25 protein-coding genes, 1 pseudogene and 1 other annotated feature are annotated in these 24,306 nt (G+C 39.6%); of the genes and pseudogenes, 7 read left to right on the forward strand and 19 right to left on the reverse strand.

Annotation, left to right across the window (positions count from 1 at the left end; translation table 11 throughout):
• Window positions 1-33: 33 nt before the first annotated feature.
• Window positions 34-402, forward strand: coding sequence for a lactoylglutathione lyase (gene gloA, locus AC4J95_RS11095; protein WP_316401810.1), 369 nt, complete (start codon window positions 34-36; stop codon window positions 400-402).
• Window positions 403-440: 38 nt separating this feature from the next.
• Here the strand turns inward: gloA and AC4J95_RS11100 are convergent, their stop codons facing one another.
• Complete coding sequence (locus tag AC4J95_RS11100) at window positions 441-1,397, reverse strand: helix-turn-helix transcriptional regulator (RefSeq protein WP_316401811.1); 957 nt, start codon at window positions 1,395-1,397, stop codon at window positions 441-443.
• Between the two features lie 165 nt (window positions 1,398-1,562).
• Between AC4J95_RS11100 and AC4J95_RS11105 the strand changes: the two genes are divergently transcribed.
• Window positions 1,563-3,566, forward strand: coding sequence for an oxidoreductase (locus AC4J95_RS11105; protein ID WP_494549948.1), 2,004 nt, complete (start codon window positions 1,563-1,565; stop codon window positions 3,564-3,566).
• Window positions 3,567-3,613: 47 nt separating this feature from the next.
• Here the strand turns inward: AC4J95_RS11105 and AC4J95_RS11110 are convergent, their stop codons facing one another.
• From AC4J95_RS11110 to AC4J95_RS11155, 10 genes are all read right to left on the reverse strand, one after another.
• On the reverse strand, window positions 3,614-4,972 hold the full coding sequence (locus AC4J95_RS11110; protein WP_494549949.1) for a TrkH family potassium uptake protein: 1,359 nt from the start codon (window positions 4,970-4,972) through the stop codon (window positions 3,614-3,616).
• A 33-nt stretch (window positions 4,973-5,005) separates the two neighbouring features.
• Window positions 5,006-5,638: a V-type ATP synthase subunit D gene (locus AC4J95_RS11115; protein WP_494549950.1), complete on the reverse strand. Its 633-nt coding sequence runs from the start codon at window positions 5,636-5,638 to the stop codon at window positions 5,006-5,008.
• Between the two features lie 4 nt (window positions 5,639-5,642).
• Window positions 5,643-7,019 carry a V-type ATP synthase subunit B gene (locus tag AC4J95_RS11120; protein ID WP_316401815.1) on the reverse strand — a complete coding sequence of 459 codons (1,377 nt, stop codon included), beginning with the start codon at window positions 7,017-7,019 and terminating at the stop codon, window positions 5,643-5,645.
• Window positions 7,012-8,793 carry a V-type ATP synthase subunit A gene (locus AC4J95_RS11125; RefSeq protein WP_494549951.1) on the reverse strand — a complete coding sequence of 594 codons (1,782 nt, stop codon included), beginning with the start codon at window positions 8,791-8,793 and terminating at the stop codon, window positions 7,012-7,014. The genes AC4J95_RS11120 and AC4J95_RS11125 overlap by 8 nt, the downstream gene beginning before the upstream one ends.
• Window positions 8,794-8,806: 13 nt before the next feature.
• Window positions 8,807-9,118, reverse strand: a complete 312-nt coding sequence (locus AC4J95_RS11130; RefSeq protein WP_316401817.1) for a V-type ATP synthase subunit F — start codon at window positions 9,116-9,118, stop codon at window positions 8,807-8,809.
• Complete coding sequence (locus AC4J95_RS11135; RefSeq protein WP_316401818.1) at window positions 9,108-10,103, reverse strand: V-type ATPase subunit; 996 nt, start codon at window positions 10,101-10,103, stop codon at window positions 9,108-9,110. Before AC4J95_RS11135 ends, AC4J95_RS11130 begins: the two co-directional genes overlap by 11 nt.
• Before the next feature lie 47 nt (window positions 10,104-10,150).
• A complete protein-coding gene (locus tag AC4J95_RS11140; protein ID WP_316401819.1) occupies window positions 10,151-10,744 on the reverse strand; it encodes a hypothetical protein in 594 nt (197 codons plus the stop codon).
• Window positions 10,745-10,899: 155 nt separating this feature from the next.
• On the reverse strand, window positions 10,900-11,370 hold the full coding sequence (locus tag AC4J95_RS11145) for a V-type ATP synthase subunit K (protein ID WP_316401820.1): 471 nt from the start codon (window positions 11,368-11,370) through the stop codon (window positions 10,900-10,902).
• Window positions 11,371-11,388: 18 nt separating this feature from the next.
• Entirely contained in the window at window positions 11,389-13,350 is a 1,962-nt protein-coding gene (locus AC4J95_RS11150) for a V-type ATP synthase subunit I (RefSeq protein WP_494549952.1), read from the reverse strand.
• Window positions 13,337-13,660, reverse strand: coding sequence for a hypothetical protein (locus AC4J95_RS11155; protein WP_316401822.1), 324 nt, complete (start codon window positions 13,658-13,660; stop codon window positions 13,337-13,339). The genes AC4J95_RS11150 and AC4J95_RS11155 overlap by 14 nt, the downstream gene beginning before the upstream one ends.
• 50 nt (window positions 13,661-13,710) lie before the next feature.
• Window positions 13,711-13,758, reverse strand: a sequence feature (sodium ion sensor (DUF1646 type); this cis-regulatory element may regulate processes involved in with the transportation of sodium ions).
• Between the two features lie 217 nt (window positions 13,759-13,975).
• On the opposite strand from AC4J95_RS11155, the gene AC4J95_RS11160 reads away from it, so the two are divergent.
• The gene (locus tag AC4J95_RS11160; RefSeq protein ID WP_494549953.1) at window positions 13,976-14,701 is read left to right on the forward strand and encodes a gamma-glutamyl-gamma-aminobutyrate hydrolase family protein; all 726 of its coding nucleotides are present in this window, start codon (window positions 13,976-13,978) and stop codon (window positions 14,699-14,701) included.
• 93 nt (window positions 14,702-14,794) lie between these two features.
• Here the strand turns inward: AC4J95_RS11160 and AC4J95_RS11165 are convergent, their stop codons facing one another.
• Window positions 14,795-16,243, reverse strand: a complete 1,449-nt coding sequence (locus AC4J95_RS11165; RefSeq protein WP_494549954.1) for an alanine/glycine:cation symporter family protein — start codon at window positions 16,241-16,243, stop codon at window positions 14,795-14,797.
• 530 nt (window positions 16,244-16,773) lie between these two features.
• On the opposite strand from AC4J95_RS11165, the gene AC4J95_RS11170 reads away from it, so the two are divergent.
• The 4 genes from AC4J95_RS11170 to AC4J95_RS11185 all read left to right on the forward strand — a co-directional run bounded on the left by AC4J95_RS11170 (window position 16,774) and on the right by AC4J95_RS11185 (window position 18,353).
• Window positions 16,774-16,977 (forward strand): DUF1659 domain-containing protein, encoded by a 204-nt coding sequence (locus AC4J95_RS11170; protein ID WP_494549955.1) that lies wholly within the window; start codon window positions 16,774-16,776, stop codon window positions 16,975-16,977.
• A 28-nt stretch (window positions 16,978-17,005) separates the two neighbouring features.
• A complete protein-coding gene (locus tag AC4J95_RS11175) occupies window positions 17,006-17,218 on the forward strand; it encodes a DUF2922 family protein (protein WP_316401828.1) in 213 nt (70 codons plus the stop codon).
• A gap of 76 nt (window positions 17,219-17,294) precedes the next feature.
• Window positions 17,295-17,678: a hypothetical protein gene (locus AC4J95_RS11180; RefSeq protein WP_494549991.1), complete on the forward strand. Its 384-nt coding sequence runs from the start codon at window positions 17,295-17,297 to the stop codon at window positions 17,676-17,678.
• Window positions 17,679-17,726: 48 nt separating this feature from the next.
• Window positions 17,727-18,353, forward strand: coding sequence for a DUF2922 family protein (locus tag AC4J95_RS11185; protein WP_494549956.1), 627 nt, complete (start codon window positions 17,727-17,729; stop codon window positions 18,351-18,353).
• A 269-nt stretch (window positions 18,354-18,622) separates the two neighbouring features.
• On the opposite strand, the pseudogene AC4J95_RS11190 reads toward AC4J95_RS11185, so the two are convergent.
• The 7 genes and pseudogenes from AC4J95_RS11190 to trxA form a co-directional block, all read right to left on the reverse strand.
• Window positions 18,623-18,721, reverse strand: a pseudogene (locus tag AC4J95_RS11190) (aldo/keto reductase); the annotation flags it as partial.
• A 46-nt stretch (window positions 18,722-18,767) separates the two neighbouring features.
• Window positions 18,768-20,027 (reverse strand): ABC transporter permease, encoded by a 1,260-nt coding sequence (locus tag AC4J95_RS11195; protein ID WP_494549957.1) that lies wholly within the window; start codon window positions 20,025-20,027, stop codon window positions 18,768-18,770.
• Window positions 20,020-20,919, reverse strand: coding sequence for an ABC transporter ATP-binding protein (locus AC4J95_RS11200; RefSeq protein ID WP_316405562.1), 900 nt, complete (start codon window positions 20,917-20,919; stop codon window positions 20,020-20,022). The genes AC4J95_RS11195 and AC4J95_RS11200 overlap by 8 nt, the downstream gene beginning before the upstream one ends.
• 69 nt (window positions 20,920-20,988) lie before the next feature.
• On the reverse strand, window positions 20,989-21,453 hold the full coding sequence (locus tag AC4J95_RS11205; protein WP_316405563.1) for a hypothetical protein: 465 nt from the start codon (window positions 21,451-21,453) through the stop codon (window positions 20,989-20,991).
• Window positions 21,453-21,656 carry a helix-turn-helix transcriptional regulator gene (locus AC4J95_RS11210; RefSeq protein WP_216410258.1) on the reverse strand — a complete coding sequence of 68 codons (204 nt, stop codon included), beginning with the start codon at window positions 21,654-21,656 and terminating at the stop codon, window positions 21,453-21,455. Before AC4J95_RS11210 ends, AC4J95_RS11205 begins: the two co-directional genes overlap by 1 nt.
• Before the next feature lie 87 nt (window positions 21,657-21,743).
• The gene (gene uvrC / locus AC4J95_RS11215; protein ID WP_316405564.1) at window positions 21,744-23,519 is read right to left on the reverse strand and encodes an excinuclease ABC subunit UvrC; all 1,776 of its coding nucleotides are present in this window, start codon (window positions 23,517-23,519) and stop codon (window positions 21,744-21,746) included.
• Between the two features lie 431 nt (window positions 23,520-23,950).
• Window positions 23,951-24,265, reverse strand: a complete 315-nt coding sequence (gene trxA / locus AC4J95_RS11220) for a thioredoxin (protein WP_316405565.1) — start codon at window positions 24,263-24,265, stop codon at window positions 23,951-23,953.
• Window positions 24,266-24,306: the final 41 nt, after the last annotated feature.

A 24,306-nucleotide genomic window follows, 5' to 3' on the forward strand; every position in this document is an offset into this window, starting at 1 on the left:
TGAATTTAATAATCAATAGGAGGTTACTTACTTATGAAAATGGCACATACTTGTGTTCGTGTGAAAGATTTAGAGGCATCAGTCAAATTCTATCAAGAAGCATTCGGTTTTGAAGAATCTCGCCGTCGCGATTTTCCAGACTCAAAATTCACATTGGTTTATCTAACTTTACCAGGTGATGAGTACGAATTGGAATTGACTTATAATTATGATCATGCAGCTTATGATTTAGGTGACGGTTACGGTCATATTGCAATTAGTTCAGATAATCTTGAAAAACTTCATGAGGAACAAAAAAACAAAGGATTCAACGTGACTGACTTGAAGGGTTTGCCAGGAACAGATCCTTCATATTATTTCATTACTGATCCAGATGGTTATAAAATTGAAGTGATTCGCTAAAAAAGCAACGAGCCAACTCCTCTTGGAGTCGGCTCGTTTTATTGTTTTAGTGGACATGAAATCCGTTTGACACTTTCGCTGCATAAGCTATCTCGATACTCTTTTATATAGACTGATGGTGTTCGGTCAAATTTTTCTTTAAACTTTCGACAAAAATATGAGGTGTCGCAAAACGCCCATTTCAAAGCTACCTCTGTAATCGACAATTGAGAACTGAGCAGATCCTGAGCCGCATGCCGCAATCGTTCATTGACAAGATATTTGCTAAATGTCAGACCCTGTTCACAAAACAATTTCTGGATCGTTCGTGGCGACAGGTTAAAGTGATTCGCTACCGAAGATAAATTTAGTTCCTCGTTTGATAGATGATGTGTAAGATAATCTTGTATTTGAGCAAACAGTAAAGTATTTTGCTGATTTGGCAGCTGATTCTCGCTTTGGATCAACCATTGGCACAGTATGTCTAAATAATTATCCATCACAATCACTCGTTCATCCTGGGATAGCCCGATCAATTGATCTTCAAGTAAAAAGGTGTACTCAATAACCACTTTCCCTAATCCCTGCCGACAATCCAGCCTAAAACAAAAATCAGTCATTTTAGGAATTTTCGATGCCAGTACATCATGGGGAAGCAGTAGATTGATTCCTTCAACGCGGGACAATCTTCGATAACCGCCTTTTCCTGATAAATCAAAAAATAAGCATTCTTCTTTGTCCAGCAGCGTACTCTGTCCATTATAAGAATGCCGTTCCCGACCCGATCGAATAAAACGCAATCCAAAATACTTTTGATGACGATGCTCATTGGTAAAATAGCCTGTCGATGCTTCATGGTCACTAAATGTCATAACTAAATCATTAATTACATGAATTCTAGAATAATGCATAGCGATTTTTTCTTCTGAAGAGAGTGAATAACTAAATTTCACCTGATCCAAGCTTTCGATATATGCTTGCGGATCAGTGAATTCTAATGATAAATCCTTTCCCATTAATAGGCCTCCAAATCATTCGTAAAAACAACAAAGAGTCTGCGTAATTATTCAATTCAGCAACAAAGAAATTTCTTAAAATAGATTTGTAAGCACTAAACACTGCCCTTTTGTGATTAGTGTAACAAATAAAGGTAGGCTTATCAATTAATGGAGGGTGAAAAGATGAAGCAAAAGTACAAACCGTTATTTGAACCATTTAACATTGGTAATGTCGAGATCAAGAACAAATTCTGCATGGCGCCCATGGGAACCTTAGCTCAGACCGACGAAACTAACAGTTACACCCCAGATGCCGTTGACTACTTCGAAGAAAGAGCACGTGGCGGTGTCGGCTTGATTATCACTGGAGCAAATTGGGTGGAAAGTGCGATTGAAAAACACAACGACGCTTTCTTCCCTAGTCCTGTAACAAACGAAAGTGTCTATGAAAAAATGGGCAAGGAGATTACTGACAAGGTTCATCCTTATGGCACTAAAATTTTTATGCAGCTCACCGCTGGATTAGGACGAAGTGCGTTACCAACAGCTTTAAAGGACACAGATTATGTCGCACCATCCAAAGTGATGAATCGCTGGATCGATGTCGAGTGTCGTGCTTTAACTACTGAGGAAGTTGAAGCAATTGTTGATGGATTTGCCGAATCAGCTCACATTGCACAGAAGGTCGGCTTCGACGGGGTTGAAATCCACGCGATGCATGAAGGCTATTTATTAGACTGCTTTACCATGACTTTGTTCAATCAACGAGACGACAAATACGGCGGAGATCTGAGAGGTCGGCTGACTTTTCCAATTGAGATCGTACAAGCCATCAAAAAACGTTGTGGTGAAGATTTCCCAGTTATCTTGCGCTTCAGTATCAAGAGCTATATCAAACAACTGCGACAAGGGGCAGTTCCCGGAGAAGAATTTTCAGAATTAGGTCGTGATGTCGAAGAATCCTTAGAAGCAGCGAAAATCTTGCAAGAAGCTGGTTATGATGGCTTCGATGCAGATGCTGGAACCTACGATGCTTGGTATTGGGCACATCCGCCAATGTATTTTGAAAAAGGAATGTACCTGCCGCTTTCTCAACAATTGAAAAAAGTAACCAATGTCCCTGTGATCGTCGCTGGCCGAATGGAAAATCCAGACATGGCCGTTGAAGCCCTGCAAAATGGAAAGATCGATGCTGTCGGAATCGGGCGTCAGCTACTAACCGATCCTGAATACGTGAATAAGGTCATGCTTGATGACCTAGTAGATATTCGACCATGCTTAGGCTGTCATGATGGCTGTTTTGGGCGTTTGTTAGAAGGCGGCCGCGGTTCCTGTGCGGTAAATCCACAATGTGGTCGAGAAAACTTTGTTCGTATTGAACCAGCAATGACTAAGAAAAATATTTTGATCGTCGGCAGCGGTCCTGCAGGTTTAGAGGCAGCAAGAGTTAGCGCACTTCGCGGTCACAAGGTCACGCTTTTTGAAGCTAAAGATAGTGTAGGCGGTTCATTAATGGTCGGTGGGATTCCAGCCTTTAAACACGATGACCTTGATCTAGTTGAATGGTACAAGCATCAGATGGAAAAATTAAATGTCGATGTCCGTCTGAATGAAGCAGCTACCAAAGAAAAAATTCGCGAAATGAACCCTGACGCTATCTTTGTAGCTGAAGGTTCAACTCCGATTCAATTAGAACTTCCCGGCAGCGAAAACAAACCAGTCAACCTAGCAGATGAAGTCTTAAAAAATCAAGTCGCGCTCGGTGAAACCTGTACGATTATCGGTGGTGGTTTAGTCGGCTGTGAATTAGCACTACATTTAGCATTGCAGGGAAAAAAAGTCTCAGTAGTAGAAGCTCTGCCAGATATTCTTAGATCCGGCAGTCCGCTCCCTCCCATGAATGAATGGATGTTAAGAGATTTGCTAGCCTTCCATAATGTTAAGATCATGACAAATGCGCATGCAAAAGAAGTTACTTCAGAAGGTCTTAAAATTACGGTGGATGATAAGGAACAGTCAATAGCTGCTGACAATATTATTGTTGCTGTCGGTTACCGATCAAAAGGGGATTTATTTGAAGAATTGCGCTACGAATCGCCTTATGTATATCGCTTAGGTGATGGCGCTAAGGTGCGAAATATTCGAGCAGCGATTTGGGATGGATTTGAAGTCGCTCGAACAATTTAAGAATTCAAAAGAGTCATCCATTGAAAAATTTCAATGGATGACTCTTTTTATCCGATCATGACACTTTCTTCTGGAAGCTTATATTTTCCACCTTCTCGTTTAGTTAAACGCATCGTCAAAGAGAAACCGACTGTCAAGATGCCTACCCTGCCGATATACATCAAGCCAATGATCAAAAGTTTTCCCATAAAGCTCAAGCTAGGTGTCAATCCCATCGTCAGACCAACGGTGCCAAAGGCCGAAAATGTTTCAAACAAAAGATACTCAATTCCACGAGAACGCGGCAATATCTCAGTAACAGACATCAACATCGTTACAGCGATACACAAGCTCAAAGTAATGAAGAAAAGAGTCAATGCACGAGATACAACAGAAGGCCGGATTGTTCGGTGAAAGACTTCTGCATGTTCTCTTCCCTTCAGCATAGAGATTGTTTGAACCAACAAAACCCCAAAAGTTGTTGTTTTCAGTCCTCCTGCTGTTGAACCAGGTGTACCTCCAATAAACATTAAAACGATAGTGAAAAGAATTCCTGCTTGACTGACACTACCATAATCAACGGAAAAATAGCCTGCTGTTCGGGCTGTCACTGACATGAAAAGCATGTTGGCAAAGCGCGAAGCAGGAGAGGAATCCCCAACAATATAACGACCTCCAGATTCCGATACATAAAATATAATAGTCCCAATAATCAGTAAGCTTAACGAGACAGTTAAAGCCAGTTTACTATGTAAACTAAGCTTTTTCGTTTTGCGAAAATTCATCAGATCCTGCCAAACGATAAAACCCAACCCTCCAGCAACGATCAAGCCAGAAATCACCAGTAGCACATACGCATTATTTTGGAAGCCTACCAGACTATCGCCAAACAAGTCAAAACCAGCATTACAAAAAGCAGAAATAGAATGAAAAAACGAATACCAAAGACCCTTAGTAACACCGTAAGCTGGAACAAAATCAACAGCCAGCAAAATCGCTCCAAGCAGCTGGAATCCCATCGCAAATCGAAAAATATAAAGCATCAATCGCATGACGCCTGATAAGCTGTCTAAATTTAGAGACTCTTGTAAAATAATTCGAGTGACTAATCCGACTTTTCTCTTCATGATCGCCATAAAGATGAAGGGCATCATCATGAATCCCAGTCCCCCGACTTCAATCAAACTTATGATGATTAATTGACCTCCAAAGTTCCAGTGCTCGCTAGTCGTTAGCGTCGTTAAGCCGGTTACACAAGTAGCAGATGTTGCCGTGAATAACGCGTCAATAAACGGCGTTCCTTGTCCCGATTTTGTAAATATTGGCATAGTTAGCAGTATACTTCCAAATAATATGATTGCGCCAAATCCTAAAGCGATAAATTGAATAGGATAAATTTTAAAAGGCCAGCGTTTTTCTTTAATCATAGATTCCTACCTTCAAAAAAAGGCACTACTTTCTCAAGTAGTACCCATATTTTTAACTTTGATCATGCGCGTGACTTCTGCCCGTTCATTTTCTTCCAACTTCATTTTGATAAAGTAAATCGTTTCTTCCAGCTGCGGAATCGTCATATATTCCAGAGCATTCACCCGACGGCGCGTTTTCTCAATTTCCTTTGCCATTAACTGACAGGTTTTTTCGATCTCAGTTAGCTCCAGCAGTTTTGGTAAAACTGCTGTGAACTTCTGAATACTCTGATCCAAATCGTCATTGGAATTTAGAAAACCGTATTCTAACGGGCCATCAGATAACTCCGACTTATGTTGAAAGTTCATGATTGGCACTTTAACACTCATGATATCTTTTTCAATCACATCAAGCGTTACGCGCTCTTTCGGAACCGCCAATAATTCTTCGATGTATTTATCATTCAGGAGCGCATCCGCTATTGAAAAATTCTTCATCGCTTGCTGCAGTTCCTCTTCGACTTCAGCCCGCATCACATTGTTCTTTTTGACCAATAAAATGAAACGCCGCATCAGTTCATCTTGCTTGTCCTTCAACAGCTTGTGACCACGGCTAGCTGTTGTCAGTTGCTTTTTTAATCGGGTAAGTTCCATTCGTGTTGGATTAACATTTAATTTCACCATAGGATTAATCTCCTTTTGTTAAATATTCGTCCAACATATCGTCCTTGATCCGTTTCAACTCAGTTCTTGGCAGCATCGCAAGCAATTCCCAACCAAGATCCAAGGTTTCTTGGATCGAACGATTTTCATAAAAACCTTGATTGACGTATTCCTCTTCGAATCGTTCCGCGAATTTTGCGTAGATTTTGTCAACATCGGATAATGCTGAATCGCCTAATATCACGGCTAACTCTTTGGCCTGCTTCCCTTGAGCATAGGCCGCAAAAAGCTGGTTCATTGTCGGCGCATGGTCCTTACGTGTCTTACCTTCCCCTGTTCCTTTATCTTTCAAACGTGATAATGACGGCAAAACATCAATTGGCGGTTGAATCCCATTCTTATCTAGTTCCCGTGATAAAATGATCTGACCTTCTGTGATATAGCCAGTCAAATCGGGAATCGGATGAGTCTTGTCATCTTCCGGCATTGTTAGAATCGGAATCTGAGTTACAGAACCTTTCAATCCACGAATTCTCCCAGCACGTTCATAAAGTGTCGCTAAGTTGGTATAAAGATAACCCGGAAATCCACGGCGTCCTGGAACTTCGCGACGCGCCGCAGAAATTTCACGCAAAGCCTCACAATAGTTCGTCATATCCGTCATGATAACCAGTACGTGCATCCCTTTTTCGTATGCCAGATACTCAGCAGCAGTCAGTGCCATTCGTGGCGTTGCAATCCGCTCAATGGCTGGATCATTGGCCAGATTCATAAAGACGACTGATCGATCGATAGCACCTGTCTGACGGAAGTCCTCCATGAAGAATTCTGCTTCTTCAAAAGTAATCCCAATACCGGCAAATACCACCGCGAAATCGTCTTCCGTATTCAGTACAGTAGCTTGACGAGCGATTTGGGCTGCCAACTCTTTATGGGGCAAACCAAAGCCTGAAAATACTGGTAACTTTTGTCCACGAACCAATGTATTCAGATGATCGATCGCTGAGATTCCTGTCTGAATAAATTCATCCGGATAATCTCGGGAAACAGGATTGATTACTTCCCCGTTAATATCGACATTTTTCTCTGCTAAAATTTCCGGTCCGCCATCTTTAGGTCGACCCAATCCATCAAACACACGGCCAACCATATCTTCCGAAACACCCAATTCTAAGGGGTGACCTAAGAAGCGCGCGGTCGATTCCTTCAGATTGATTCCACTGGTTCCTTCAAAAATTTGCACAAGGGCTTTGTCTTCGTGGATCTCCAGCACCTGTCCTCTGCGCAATTCACCATTTTTCAAACGGATTTCAAGCAGCTCTTCATACTTGATCCCTTCTACTTTGTCGATTGCCATCAAAGGTCCGACCACTTCATTAATCGTTTTATATTCCTTAATCATTGGTCATTCCTCCTTCTGCAACAATCGCTTGAATTTCTTTAACAATATCTAGATTAATTTGATCTAACTTTTCTAATTCCGTTTCAGCAATATATTTACTTCGTGCAATTCGATCCCGCAAAGCAACTGTACCATCCATAATCTCTTTTAGATAGGTACCTAATTCCAGCGCACGTTGACTCTCTTTGTCAAAGGTCAATATATTTTGCATCATCTTATACTGCTTTTCTCTTGAAGTAAAAGTATCTACATCATCAAAGGCATTTTGCTGCAGATAATCTTCTCGCAAAGATTTAGCAACTTCTAGCGTCAGACGATCTTTTTCTGAAAGAGAATCGATCCCAACTAAACGAACAATCTCATTCAGTTCAGATTCCTTTTGCAGCATCCGCATGCCATCACCAACCATTTGCGACCAATTGGCCTGCAAGTCGTTGTCTAAATACTTCCCAACTTCAGAGGAATATAATGAATAACTTTCCATCCAGTCAATGGCTGGGAAATGACGTTGTTGAGCTAATGTTGCGCTCAGTCCCCAGAATACTTTTACGACCCGCAGTGTATTTTGCGTTACGGGTTCTGAAGTATCACCACCAGATGGAGATACGGCACTGATAGCTGTGATTGACCCTTCACGTCCATCGCTGCCTAAAGCAATTACTCGACCAGCACGCTCATAATATTCAGCAAGACGGCTTCCTAGATAAGCAGGATATCCTTCATCACCAGGCATTTCTTCCAAACGTCCACTCATTTCACGCAGAGATTCTGCCCAGCGCGAAGTAGAATCCGCCATGATCGCGATGTTGTATCCCATATCACGGAAATATTCTGCGATCGTGATCCCAGTATAGATTGATGCCTCACGAGCTGCCACTGGCATGTTTGACGTATTGGCTATCAAAATCGTCCGTTCCATCAAAGATTCGCCAGTAGTAGGATCGACCAGTTCCGGAAATTCATTTAAAACATCTGTCATTTCATTGCCACGTTCGCCGCAACCAACATAAACTACGATATCTACATCGGCCCACTTAGCTATTTGGTGCTGAACGACGGTTTTTCCAGCTCCAAACGGTCCCGGTACCGCTGCAGCTCCACCTTTAACCACTGGGAAAAAGGTGTCGATCACTCGTTGCCCAGTAATCATTGGCGCTTCTGGATTCAGTTTTTCTGATACTGGACGCCCGCGACGTACCGGCCATTTTTGCAGCATCGAAAATTCTTGTAACCCATTTTGTGTTTCGATCACATATACAGTGTCATCAATCGTAAATTCCCCCGATGAGATTTTTTTTAAGGTTCCTTTAACACCGTTTGGCACCATAATCTTGTGTGTAATAATCTTCGTCTCATTAACTATTCCAACAATGTCGCCGGCAGACACAGACGCCCCTTCTTCAAGAGTCGCCTCAAACCACCATTTTTTGGTATGGTCCAACGCAGGAATCTGTACTCCGCGGCTAAGAAAATTACTATTAGTTTGATCCTTAAACGTGTCTAACGGACGTTGGATTCCATCAAACATTTGAGAAACAATTCCCGGCCCTAATTCAACCGAAAGCGCCTCTCCTGTCGTCTTAACGGGTTCCCCTGGTCCAATGCCCGCGGTTTCTTCATATACCTGGATGGATGCAACATCGTCCCGCATTTCAATAATTTCGCCGATAACCCCTAGGTCACCCACATAACAAATATCTTGAATGGCGGCTTGCTCCATATGTTCGGCCAATACTAATGGACCAGAAACTTTTATTATTCTACCTTCTCGCAAGTCATTAGCTCCTTTATAAAATATTCTGTCCGACTGCTCGTTCGACCTGTCCTTGAATCATGGACTTGCCGATTCCTAATGTTCCTTCGTGATTAGGAATCAATACAATCGCCGGAATCATCTTTTCTTCATAACGTTTGATCGTGTCAGGAACAAGCTGGGCAAATTCTTCGGTAATATAGATGATGCCATAGTCATTATTTGCCATTTCATCAATTTGCTGCCTAATAATTTGCTTATCCTTCGTCGTTCGTGTATCAAAGTCAAAGAGTCTGAATGGTAAGACCGAATCTTTATCGCCGATCGCACCGATTTTATGTGCCATATGTCTCACGCATCCTTTCTCTGATTTGCTCTTCAGTCAAACCGACCCGCTTCCCAGTGATGATCAGCCTAAGATTCTTGGCTTCAATCGACTTAGCATTTAATAAAGCCAGCACCGGCAATGGTCCAAAGGCTTGGGTCTGTGCCGTTTCATAAAAGCCTGTTAAATAATCATCACAAAGTCTTTCTAACTGGCTTAAATCAATCGTATTCTCTTTAATGATTGGCTCAATTACTTCGCCATAAGACGTCGATCGTAAATAGTTGGTAAATTGTTCTAAGTCTCCTTCGACACAATCTAACAACTCTTTTTTCAAGATACTTCCATGACTGGACAATGCTGTAGACATGAAATTACGACTTCGCTTTTGCTTTATGCCACGTGCTATCATTAGTATATTTGTAAAATCAATGAAGCTGATCACTTCTTTCGATAACTCTGGCTCGTCAATCTTGTCCGCTACTTTTCGTTGACAGTACAGATACTTCCGATCCAGAATAATATCGATCCCCTGTAAGCTGTTTGATTCTTCGAAGTGCTCACGAACCTCCTGAATACTTTCAAGCAAAACATCTGGTAATCCACTCGCTTGACCTGTTCGAATCGCCGTTTTGATTTGATCTAGCGAATAAAAACCATCAGAAATGTATAGATCATCAAAATTCTGATCCAGCAATTCAGCCTTTATCAACGCTTTAAGGTTATGAAAAGTATAACGCATGGTATATATCCAAATTACTTTCGGATCAGGGACAATTTTCACTAATTCCGACAATAAATCTTCTTGCGCACGTCCTAAAGCTTCTTCAAAACTCTCAGAAAAACTATCTGACAAATAATCGCCGTAAATCGTTCCCCTAAACAGCGCTTCGACCTCTGCTGAGTCTTCAGCTTTTAGCATTCGCGTAATCAGTTCTGGGGTCAACAACTCCAATTCTTTCAAACGAACCAGCGGATTCAATTCATGATACGTAGATTGTTTCATTCAATGCCTCCTAATTCGTACTATTTACAGATAAAACTTGTATTTCTCTAGCTGTTCGATTCAAAAAGCTCTTGAGCAAATTGGAAACTTTCTCGTTGTTGGATTTCCCTCACCAGACTCTGATAAAGAAAGTTATACTGCACTCCTTCTCTGTCCAGAATAAATCCAGCTTGATCACCAACAGAAGTTTTTCCCAATACTAAATGATACGGTAGGATATTATTTTGCTCACTTAACCATTCTTCCGTGAAAAGAGTCTGTGACTTTTCTCCTGGAATAAAAACTAATTCACCCTGTAATTGCAATTTATTCAAAGCATTATGGGCAAATTTTTGTTGATCCTCCAACGACCAATCTTCCATTTTAATAACTGCTTCGGCAAAGACCCGTTCTAAAATTGCCTGTTTCTGATTTAAAATCATCTGTTTTTGAGCAACTTGTTGCCGATTCGTAGCCTGTTTGTAACTATTCTCTAGGCTCTGTATATTCTTCTCCAAACGTTTTTGATGATCAGTCTTAATCTCTGTCAATTCCGCTTGAAACTCTTGATCAATTCGTGCCGTTTCTTTTTCCTTCAGCTGTCGCAGTTCCAGATCGGCTTGTTGATTCAATTGCTCAACTATCTTTTCGATTGCTTCCATCAAAAATCTCCTTATTCGTACTAAGGTATTTACTTTTTCTTACGGAAAAAATAAATTTGATCCTCTTGCCATAGGTCACTCTTCTGAACCCTCATAGCAATAGTTTTTTAAAAGTGTATTTTTTTAGTCATCTGCTAAAAGAGAATCTGAAATCCTTACACTTGTCCGACTAGCAAGAATGAGATAACGAATCCTAAGATCGCGTACGTTTCAACCATGGCAGCATAAATAATTCCTTTAGTCGAATGCTCTGGTTTCTTAGCTAAAATTTGAATACCTGCGGCTGCTACGCGCCCTTGGGCAATACCTGAAAATAATCCCGTAAAGGCAATTGGTAGTGCAGCTCCTAAGTAGCCAAAACCTTGAACTAGTGTTAAATCAGACGATAAATTGGTGAAAATCAAGAAAGCAATAACGAAACCGTACAAACCTTGTGTACCTGGTAATAGCTGTAAGATTAATGCCTGACCAAATTTTTCTGGTTGACTAGTAGTCAGAGCTGCCGCTGCTTCACCAGTCATCCCTACACCTTTTGATGACCCGATTCCAGAAAAAATCGTTGCTGTTGCCATTCCTAAAATTGCAAAAACCATACCACCGCTGTTGTTAATCAAATACTCCATCATTGTTTAAAATTCCTCCAATTATTTTTCTTGTTCTATATTCACATATTTTTCTTCTGTTTTTAATGGACGAAATGCACGTCCGCCACCTTCGTAAAATTTACCGAAGAATTCTACATACTGTAAGCGGGCACCATGAACATAGGCCGACAGTAAAGATAGAAAGATATTTAATCCATGTAAAGCTACCATCAACAAGATTCCGACACTGAAACGCGCCACTGGCGGCATGTAGCCTACTAACATATTAAATGCTGCAGCGATGCTTCCACCAGAAATTCCTAAAGCCATCAATCGTGTATAACTAACTAGGTCACCAATGTAACTAGTGATGCCATAAAGATTGTAAGCCCCTTTTGCTAATCCTTTGATTTTTGATTTCGATTGTAGCATTGGTGTAATGATAATCAATAACGCACCCAAAACAGCCAAACCCACTCCAATAAAAAATAGTGGCTGACTATTCAAGAGCATTTTTCCTAGACCGCCAATGATTGCCCCGATCATGATCCCTTGCCAGGCAAAGCCGTCTGAGACAGCTCCTAAATAGTTTTTGGCTTTGATATTTTCTTTTGCTGCAAGCCCTAACCCGATAAAAATCTGAATTACACCAAAAATGATTGATAAGATCAATATACTAATAACATCATCACTAGTAGAAAGAATCGGTTTATAACCTAACGAAAAACCAAAGAATGAATTATAGATTAGCCCCCATAGAATAGTAGGAACCGCTAAAATCTGGAAGAACCGCATAAAGCGTTCCATTCCACGCGGCAGAACTGTTCGTAGAGCAATCGTGGTCGCTACCAACATCAATGTGCCATATCCTGCATCTGCCACCATCATCCCAAAAAATACAAAATAAAATGGCATGAACCACGGCGTCGGATCGACCTCATGGTATTTAGGCATACTGTACATTTCTGTCAACATTTCGAAAGGTTTAACTACTGCGTTGTTTTTCAATTTAGTCGGAATTTCTTCATCAATTTCGACCATCGTTGGCTCCTCAATCTCTAAATAGAGATTATCTTTACCAATCAAGTTTCCTACAAAAGTCTCAAATTCTTTGAATGCTTCTGTTTCCAGCCAACCTTGAATTAAAAATACTTTGTCATCTTTAATGAAACGGTCATGAATCAGCCAGCGATTTTTTTTTGCTAATAAAACCTCTTCTGCCGTCTCCAAGCTTTCAATGGACACTTTTTTCTGTCCTATCAGTTGTGCTAAACGCTTTTGTTCTTCAACTAATTCAATCATTTCACGCTGAATCGATGCCAACTCATTTTTAGGTAGCTGTTTTCGATTATAGGTAAAAGCTATTATACTGAACTGACGAGCAAGTTCTAGAACGTTTGTCTGTTCCTTTTGTAAAAATAGTAATACAAAGTTGACGCTTTGATCGTCACTATAAATGACTTCATAATGGATCTGTTCATCTTCCACTTGCTGTTTGAACGAATCCCAAACGCTTGCATCTGCTGTACCCAAAAAACATCGTGTTGAACGTAGAGAATACTCTTTCGGCAAAAAATCTAACGCTTGCCATTTTTGCAAAAGGCTTTCTTGCTCTTGCAGTTTTCGCTGCCTTGCGTTTGCTTCTGTAAAACGTTGTTCTAATCCTTGAATACTTTCTAATTCCAACTTTAAAACAGACTCATCGAAATTTTCTTCAAGCGTTCTTAGCGTTGCCTGCTGACGTTTAAGATGAAGTCCCTTTTCACGACTACTCCCATGATGCTCAACAAATCGGACGGCATGATTTATCTGTTCCAATTGGTTGTCAAGCCGTGTTAATGCATCTTGACTAGGTAACGGTTCTACCTCGTTAAAATACTCATCTACCCACTCATTACTGACCGTTTGCTGAAAGAGGTCCCGAATTTCGACTCCTTGAAATCCCTGAATTGCAGATAGAATTTGCTCACTGTATTCTTGTTGCGCAATCAAAGTCAGTTTACTCATTTTACTGACTGCCATATTCTGCGATCACCCTTTCGATTATTTTTTGAACCGTTTCTTCTTTCTTTGAATCATAATTTTCTTCCATTGTTTTGATTGCTTCTTCGGCATTTCTACTAAGGTTACGTTCTTCAACTTCCATTTCATTCGCTAAAACCTGTTCTCTCTCCGTCAAAGCTTTTGAAAAATCTGATCTCAATTTTTCACGTTTGTCTTGTAGTGATTGTTTCTTGTTTGTTTCATAATCTGAAAGTTCTGCTAGCAGTTGTTCCTTTTTTCTTTCGTTTTGTTCCTCTGCAGATTTTATTTTTTCTAAAGCTTCTAACACACAAACCCTCCTTTTAGATACAAAAAAAGAGCGCAAAACTCTCAGGGTTGCTCTTCTCACCCCTTGAAGAACACGATCCTTGAAGCTTACGCCCAACCATTTTGTATTTATTCAATGAATACAGTATATCAAAAAAAGGAATATTCGTAACTATTTTTTGGCAAAAAGGTCAAAAATCTCATATGTTTAGTTGAGTTATTCAATCCTATTTATAGTAGTTTTTTGTACAATAAGAATGAGAAAAAACTTAATAATCGAAATACTTGCTTTTTAAGTTTTGACTATGTTATTAAAAGATATAAGGAGTGATCAACTTTGAAAAAAAATATTATTGGCATCGCAGCAAATCAGCATTATCAAAAGAATCAAGATTTTTTTGATCAACCATTTACTTATAGTCCCCAAGGCTTTACTGATGGCGTTCATCAAGCTGGCGGCATCCCTGTACTATTACCTATTAGTGATCCAGAACTAGCCAGTGAGTATATTGCAGCAATCGACAAACTATTGTTAGCTGGCGGGCAAGATGTTACTCCTTTTCTTTATGGAGAAGAACCGCATCCAAAATTGGGTCCAACAAGTATTGAAAGAGATTCCTTTGAAATGGCTTTGATCAAAGAAGCAATTAAACAAAACAAACCAATTTTTACAGTTTGCCGCGGCACTCAGCTCTTGAATGTTACATTAGGTGGAACACTGTATCAAGATTTATCTCAATACCCTGATTGGGAAGTAAAACATGACATGTTCCCTACGGTGCCGGACTTTGGGCTGCATTCTATTATCGTCAAGGAAGATTCAGCTTTAGCGCCTTTATTGGGTCAACGCGCAAAGGTCAACTCATATCACCACCAAGCGATTAAAGACTTGGCTGAAAGTCTTATTCCTATTGCTTGGTCTGCTGATGGTATTGTCGAGGCCGTAGAAAGCCGTGATCGAAATACCAAAATCATCGGTGTTCAGTGGCATCCAGAATTGACGCATCAAAAAGATCCTCAGGAACAAAGCCTATTTGATTATTTTGTCCAAGACTTTGAGTGAAAACTGCATTTATTTTTTTAGTAAAAAAGATACGGAATATCATCTGCAAAAAAAATCGTAGTAATGGTGTTACCCATTTACTACGATTTTTTATTAATCATCTTCCAAGCTTGATTCTGTTATTGATACAGAAGAAAACTCATTGATCTCATTTCGATTCAGTCGTTCAAAATATGATTTTGTTTCTTTGATAACAACTGGACTCAAGAGAATTAAAGCAATAATATTTGGAAATGCCATCAAGCCGTTAAAAATGTCAGCGATCGTCCAAACAGCAGAAACTGTTAAATAGGGGCCAATAAACACGGCGAAAATATAAACCCAACGAAATACTGCTGAAAACTTCGTATTCCCACCTGTTAAATAGCTCAAACAACGTTCCGAATAATAATTCCAGCCTAAAATAGTAGTAAATGCAAAAAATGCTAAACAAATCATTAATAATAGTGATGCGATTGTCTCTGAAAGCGGCAGTGCCTCGGCAAAAGCATGGATTGTTACTGCCGAACCGTCTAGCCCTGTTTTCCAAGCACCGGTCAAAATGATTGCCATTCCTGTCATATTACAAACAACAATCGTATCGATAAATGTACCAGTCATTGAAACCAATCCTTGACGGACTGGTTCTTTTGATTGTGCTGCTGCCGCCGCGATTGGCGCACTTCCTAGACCCGATTCATTCGAGAATATTCCACGAGCGATCCCCTTTTGCATTGCAATCATCATTGCCCCAAGAGCACCACCAGATACAGCGCGCAGACCAAAAGCGCTTTGGAAAATTTCAACGATAACAGCAGGTATCTTATTAATATTCAACACAATCATGAATAAGCATAGCCCAACATAGATAACGATCATTAAAGGTACGATAACCTCAGATACGCGAGCAATTCGTTGAACGCCTCCGACTAAAACAATCGCCACTAATACCGTAACTACTATCCCGGTAATAATGACTGCCCACGAATACTCATTTCCAAAAAGTGTAATCGTGTTTAATTTTTGGGGATCAAAAAAAGTTTCCGCCGCAGAAGTGATGCCGTTAATCTGTGCGATCGTCCCAATTCCGATCAAACCAGCTATTGCTCCGAAAAAGGCAAACATCTTAGCCAACCATTTCCACTTAGATCCTAGCCCATTTTCAATATAATAGAATGGTCCGCCTAATGCTTTTCCATGGTCATCAAAGGTTCGATATTTAACGGCCAACAAGCCTTCAGCATACTTTGTTGCCATTCCCAATAGACCAGCCAACTCTAACCAAAATAATGCCCCTGGTCCACCAGCAACAATTGCCGTTGCGACGCCTACAATATTACCTGTCCCGATCGTCGCAGACAGTGCCGTACATAATGCTTGAAAACTCGTAACATCTCCTTGTCCGCCCTCTTCATTTTTCACCATATACTTCAGTGCCAATGGCAGGCGACGGATTTGAATCGCCCGACAACCGACTGTCAAAATGATACCAATACCCAAAATTAATATGATCATTGGGGCTCCCCAGATCAAAGAATTAATTTTTACTAAAAATCCTTCCATCAAAACCCTCCCTTTTTCTTGCTATTTTATCATAAAACCAGTTCTCGAACTATTCTAAATAAAAAAATCACTAATTTTGTACAAATATAGTCGAAAATATCTGAAAGCTACTTCACGCTTAAAATTTGACAAAAAATATCGCGATCAGTGTGAGAATCAATTGCTGGTCACTAATAACTTGACCATCTGTAATTGTTAAGTCAACTCCTTCTATATTTTGATAGATTAGAAACTCTTTGCAACACTAATAACTATAGCCCAGCTGATAAGTCAATTCCTAGTTACCAGCTTTTTCCATGTCATCATTTTTCACGAAACTCTTAATTATAAACCCAATAGAAAACGATTTCAAATCGCAATTTTGCACTTACCCCCCTCGAATTAACCGATTTTGGGCCAAAAACGGCTTTTTTAGCTCAAAATGTGCAAAATTGAGGGGGGTATCTGCAATTTTGCGATTCGCACTTTTTTGAAAAATCCGCTATCTTTTAGTCACCGGCCGGTACTAAAAATTTATTGGAGGAATTCAAATGATTCAACACATCGGAAACAAACTGCAAGTAGAGATTGACGCAGGTGGAGAGAAAGTGAAGAAGATCAGCTTTGCAAATGTGATCGAAGAGCCAAGTGAAGAAAAAGTTCTGGAGCTAGGCGAGATTATGAAGGAACTATCGGTAGAAGGCAGTGAGCTGTACGGCGTGATTCTAACCAGTCAATCACGCTACACCAAGTAAGAATGAGAGAGGAGAAAAATAAATGTCCATGTTAAAAATCGTCGCAACCTTTAAAAACAGCTTTGGCAAGAATCAAATGTGGAGCTTCAATGATCCGGATACTACGAAGACAGGCACCGAAATCAAAGGATTATTAGAACGCATGACGAACGTGAAGCTTTGTCAGAAAGACGGCGCGGAACTCTTCCACACCGTGGAAACCGCTAAGTACGTCGAAACAATTGAGACCATTATTTTCTAAATTAAACACTTTAAGAAGCGGCGGTAACGCGCGACCGCCCTTCTCCATTATGAAAGCGAAAGGATGAGAACCTATGATGCAGATCCAACCCCTGTCGTTCCGGCAGCTATTCCATTTGAAACCAAAAACCTTAGAAACTCGTATTACCGATTTTTATCAAGCCACACAAAACAGCAGCATCACGATCCAATATATCTTAACATTAAAAGTGCGCTACCAGCTGGGAGCGGCGGAGTTTGATCATTTTCTGAAGGATCTTGTCCGTGAGCTGTTTATGAATACCAAGGCAACACGTACCATGAAACGCTTCTTTCATTATTTTGAAGATTATTTTATGGCTCCTGAATGGAAAACGTTAAGCACGAGAATCTCTCCGCAAAGAAACTTCGGTGAGAAAGTCGTGACAAAGCTCCGTTCTCTGTTTCCATTTGCCCGTCCCGAAGAAACCAATGAACCTTGATGACTACGAACCTACGCAGATAAAAAACTATAGAAAGGAAACAGAACAATGATCCAGGATTTAATTGTGACATTTGGAAAAGGCGATGGCGGCACTCATGACTGGACCTATAAAGGCCTCAATCCTGACCTAGCCGCACCAAAGATCAAAGAAGCTTGCGAACTATTGACGAAATTAGATATTAGTACACAAAACGGCGTAAAACTATTTGATTCTGTGGTGACCGCAAAAGTCGTGAAATACATTGATACCTTAATCTTTGATCCAGAACATGAGGCACAGAACGTGAATTATTACGGCGAGCCGGGCAAAGAAGCAGAACCAACCTGTGAAGAAGTACGCTGCTTTGAGGTATCGGATAAGCCAAAACAAACAGAACAGGAACTGTTGGCGACTCCGAAACCAACAGCTCTACCCAAAGCACCACTTGGCCGTTATTTCAAGCGGTTAACTAGTATTGAACCAACAGAAAAAACAGAAGTAGCAGTAGCAAAGGACACTCTTCCACAAGTGAAGACAATGCCAATCGAGACGATCAAACAGAAGCAAGATTCGGTCCAAACTGTTAACCCTGACTCAAACCAAGACACTAAAGAACGAAACGGACTACTGCACTGGCTGCATCGAATCAGGAAGAAAAACAAAGAAGGACCTACAGAAATTCCGCGCGAATAAGCCATTTTCGCGATTATATCCGATCATTGACAAGTTCATAACTGCGTAGGGAACAACATTTTTCTGACACCTGCGATTCTACTCGCAGGTGTTTACAAATAATTTTAGATAAACCTCTTTTAGCTTTGTCTAAATTAAAAAAACACATGAATTGACGAGAAAGTCTGATTCATGCGCTTTTACTATACTGGGAGATATTCAGTCATTCGTTAAAAATCAAAATTATCAGGGTCAGCACCAAGCCGTTCATTAATATTCAAGCCATCAATTTACTTCATCTTGCTATTACTCAGTTCAAAATCAAATATAGCAAAATGCTCTTTGATTCTAGCTCCATGAACGGATTTAGGAATCACAATGATGTCACTTGTGGAGTCGATTTATTGTGGTTCCTGCCAATCTCAATATATCTGTTTATTTCTTTTTGCGATCATTTTGCATAATAGAAATCGATTGTTTCAAGGCACTTAATGTTCCGCCTTCGCTGTATACCAAGACATTTGATTTGTACAATTGAGCCGAGAATAGTGTCAAGAAAATCGTGAATAGCACTAAGATTCCCAATGACACAAAGGCACTCGAAAGTGCGGCTGTTCCAGAAGCAAGTCGCAGCGGCATACTGTAGGACGATAAGAAAGGAATATAGGATGTTACTTTGATTATTATATTTGTAGGATCAGATGTCCCTAAAATCAATCCCAACATATAACCAATCATAGATAAATACATCACTGGTTGAATAGCTTTCGCTGTATCTTCAGGTTTGCTCACCAAGGAGCCGCATAGCGCTGAAAGAACGGCGTACAAGAATAATCCCACGAGCATGAACGCAATAATAACCAGTGCCCCACTACCTAATAAGGACTTAATAGAAACGTTATTCAGAAGGTCTTTTACCATGTCCATATCTTTAAACTGACGATAACCAAAGACTATCGCTACCCCGTATATCAATAATTGTGTCAAGGCTACCAACAGCACCCCTAAAAGTTTGCCGTAGTAGTGTGTTTTAGCCTTCATGCTAGAAAGCAAAACTTCCATGATACGAGTGCCCTTCTCAGAGGCGATTTCTTGAGCGATAATTGAGGAGTAACTGACGATAAATACAAACATGATGATTGTTGTTAAAAAGCTTAAGACAAATTGGGTACCCGAGTCTCCACCATCACTTTGCATTTTACCGTTCTCGAAAGTAACTTTCGTTGATTCAAATTTTGCTGGCTCCATAACTTTTTGAACCTGTTCCGTGGTTAGATTTAGCTGGTTGGCGCGAATATTCGCTTGCATTGAACTTAAAATTTGCTGCAACTGCATTTCAGTTGAAGTTCCTAATGATGCTTTGCTGTAAAGTTTGCCTGAAACTTTTTCTTTCCCCATTTTTAAGTCAAGATAAGCATCGATCTTTTTATCTTCTAATTGTTTTTGCGCTGTTTTATCAGTCGCGATGACTTTGAATTTATAATCTTTATTTTTAGTCTTTGCTAACTGTTCTGCAACGGCTGGTTGATCACTTACAATACCAATCTCATTGATATCATTGGCATCTCCGAAGAAATGTTGAGATAAATAGAAAATCCCCATAAGCAGAAAAGGTGCCAAGATCATGATGAGAAAGGCTGTTGATTTTACATTCTTTTTATATACGTCTTTGATAATAACGCCCATTTTACTCATTTACAGCACCTGCTTTCCATTTGAAAATTTCTTCTAGAGTTGGCGGTTGTTGATTGAACATTGGAATATAACCAGATTTAGTCGCTTGGACAAAAATTTCTTTCCCAGCTGCGGGATCTTCTAAGGTAATATCAAAGCTTCCGTCTTCTTTTTGAATCACTGTATGAACACCAGAAAAAGCTTCTAACTCTTCTTTTGTTAAATGAGATTCTAAATACAATTTGCTGCGGCCGAAGGATTCGCGAATTTCATGAACTTTACCATTCAATACTGTTTCGCCATCGCGCAACATAATCAAGTGATCACAAATTTTTTCAACGTTATCCATATTATGACTGGAGAAAATTACACATGAACCTTTTTCCTTTAATTCGATAATACCATTTTTCAACAATTCAGCATTAACTGGGTCCAAACCGCTAAATGGTTCATCTAAAATAACCAGCTTCGGTTCGTGAATCAGCGTTGAGATCAATTGGACCTTTTGTTGATTCCCTTTAGAGAGTGATTTTACCTTATCGGTTTTCTTGCCTTTGACTTGGAATTTTTCCATCCATTCGTCAATTTTTGGCGCGATCTCTTGTTTTTTTCTCCCACGCAATGAAGCAAAAAACAACAATTGGTTTTCAATCGTAACTTTCGGGTATAAGCCCCGTTCTTCTGGCAAATAGCCGATCATATTATAATCTTTGCCAGACAGTGTATGCCCATTCCATAAAACACTGCCTGAATCTTTCGATAAGAAATCTAAGATCAAACGAAATGTGGTGGTCTTGCCCGCACCATTTTGTCCAATCAATCCTAATATCTTTCCGTCTTCAATCGTAAAGTTCATATTATCCAAAGCCTTATACGATCCAAAACTCTTACTCAAATTTTCAACCTGTAACATCTTATCACTCCTTTTTATTATTAAATTCACCTTTCCCAAAAACTGAAAAATGAACATATCACTTAACACCTATAGTTTCCTTTTGAAATAGAAATAACAAATTAGATAGCTAATAAGAAACACGTACAGTAACCCACTCGCTGTCATCATTACTAATCTTGATACAAAACTACCAACTATACTCAAAATAACTAAGCTTATCGTCATCACAAAGGTCGTAATCTGAAGAGCTCTAGCAGAGATTTCAATATTTCGTTCATCAGTTTTAATAATTCGTTCTTTTCTTAATTTCTGAGGGTTTCTCATCGTCTGACGATTTCTAAAAAAGAAAATCACAAATACTATACAGAGCGAAAAAAAGAATCCGGTTAAAAAACCTACTGCATGGTCACTGATTTTGAGCTCAAACCACTTTGTTCCAATAAATAGTGTGGCTGAACAGACTAACATGAAAATAATTGCAATCATATATCCAATATTCTTTTTACGTAGTTTCTCCCGGTATTCGCGATCCTGTTTTGATAGTTCCTTCATTATTCATCCTCCTCATCAAAAATGAAAACTTCTTCTATCATTAAACCAAAAAATCGCGAAATTTTATAGGCTAGGATCAATGAAGCGTTATAGCGTCCATTCTCTAAAGAAATAATCGTTTGGCGTGTTACTTCTAAATGATCGGCCAATTCACTTTGAGTCATCTTGCGTTCTTTACGTAATTCTTGAATTCGATTTTTCAAACGATCACTCCCTAAATGTATAGCGCCCTTTACATCTTATGACAAAAGTATAGCACCCTTTACATTTGATGTAAAGGGTGCTATACATTATTTTTCCTGTAATTGATTAAATGTATTTTCAGCTACCTGTTTGGGCAGTCCTACTTCTTGTAACTCATCAATAGATGCTGCTTGGATATTCTTTAAAGATTTAAATTCTTTCAACAGCATTTTTTTCCGTTTTGGTCCTAACCCATCAATATTGTCCAACTTCGATGCAAAACTATTTTTACTGCGCAGCTGGCGATGGAAAGTTATCGCAAAGCGATGGACTTCATCTTGAATACGTTGCAGTAAGAAAAATTCTTGTGAATTACGTTCCAGTGGTACTACATTCAGTTCTGGCCCGAATAGTAACTCACTAGTTTTATGTTTGTCATCTTTTGCCAATCCCGCGATTGGGATATCAATCCCCAATTGATTAGCCAAGACATCTTTCGCTACATCTACTTGTCCTTTACCGCCATCAATCACAATTAAATCAGGGAATGGAAGACCTTCTTTTAGAACACGTGAGTAACGACGATAGATGACTTCTCGCATTGATGCATAGTCATCTGGCCCTTTGACCGTTTTGATTTTGTATTTACGGTATTCCTTCTTCGCTGGTTTTCCATCGATAAAAACCACCATTGCAGAAACTGGATCTGTTCCCATAATATTGGAGTTATCGAAAGCTTCGATCCTGATTGGTGCCGGAATGTTCATAGCATCGCCCAATTTTTCCACAGCGCCGATTGTTCGTGCCTCACTGCGACCAATCAAATCAAATTTTTCATTCAATGCGACTTGAGCATTTTTTCCTGCCAGCTTCACAAGTTTTTTCTTATCTCCCCGTTGCGGCTGCAAAACTTTAGTTGCTAACATTGCTTCAACACTAGGCTTATCAATATCATCAGGGATCAGAACTTCTTTAGGAATAAAATGTTCATTTTCTTGATAAAATTGTCCGATATATGTCAAGAAATCGTCTTCCGCATCATTATAAAATGGAAACATTGAGACATCACGTTCAATCAATTTCCCTTGGCGAACGAAAAAGACTTGAACACACATCCAACCCTTATCTGTGGCATAACCAAAGATATCTCGATCTACCAAATCCGTATTAGTCATTTTTTGTTTTGTCATGACCGTCTCGATAGCCTTGATTTGATCTCGGTATTCAGCAGCCTTCTCAAATTCCATATCAGCCGCGGCCTGATTCATTTTTTCCTCTAGTTGCTTTTGAATCTCAGTATGTCCGCCATTCAAAAATCGCTTGATTTCTTCAACCATATCTTTATAGACCTGAGGATCAACATGAAAGGCGTAAGGACACAAACACTGCCCTAAATGATAATATAGACACGGAGTCTTTTGCGACGGTTTGCATTTTCTTAATGGAAACAAACGATCCAATAACTTCTTTGTTTCATTCGCTGCATTCACATCGGGATAAGGACCAAAGTAATGCGCTTTATCCTTCAACACTTTCCGTGTAATCATCAAACGAGGATATTTTTCATTCGTAATCTTCAAGAACGGATAGGTTTTATCATCTTTCAACATGATATTGTACTTAGGATCATTTTTTTTGATTAAATTGATCTCAAGCAGCAAGGCCTCAATATTTGATTCAGTTACGATGTACTCAAAATCCACGATTTCGCTGACTAACCGTTCTGTCTTAGTATCATGACTGCCCCGAAAATAAGATCGGACACGATTTTTTAAGATTTTTGCCTTTCCCACATAAATAATTGTCCCATTCTTATCTTTCATCAGATAGCAGCCCGGTTGGTCTGGTAAAAGCGCTAATTTATTTTTAATTCGTTCGTTCATAAGCTGCTTCCCTTCAAAGCTATCTCTTTCAATTTGCAGTTGATTTAATCCAAGTATTTCCATTTGTAATTATGAAAGAGCTCGGACTGACAGCTACTTCGTCTTAAAGTATTCATTTTTCTTCAAAAAATGAGTTGGATTCTCCCCACGCATATCATCTAAGTAACCATTGCGATCGATAAGATAGATATAAGCAGATGCTTCCTTAAACTTCAAAGTAAACTGTGAAAACTTAGACTGACAGCTAATTTTTATTAAAGGATTCATTTTTCCAAAAATCGGAAAAATGAGTCCTATTTTCGTTTCGCATACGATTAGGCTAAACAGCCTGTCCATTAATTGTCTAAAAATCCATAACTACTTTTCAAACTTGGTCAACTGCCAAAAGCCTAACTCGCAAAAAAGCTGGACAAAATGCCCAGCTCAGTTTCTTACATGTGAGCTTGGATAAGCTCTTTTAATTGGTCTTTGCTATGAACACCGATCACTTTATCAACGACTTGCCCATCTTTTTTCAAGACAAGTGTTGGGATACTCATGATCCCGAATGATGCTGGTGTTTCTGGATTTTCATCTACATCCATTTTTACGACTCTGAACTCATCTTCATCGTATTCTTCAGATAATTGTTCTAAGATCGGTGCTTGCATGCGACAAGGACCACACCATGTTGCCCAAAAATCGATCAAAACAAGGCCGTTATCTGTTTCTTCGCTAAAAGTTTTATCAGTAACTACTTGTGACATTTGAATTCCTCCTATATAACTTGAATGCATCAAAATCAGCA

This window comes from Enterococcus sp. GPZ-007, assembly GCF_059374735.1.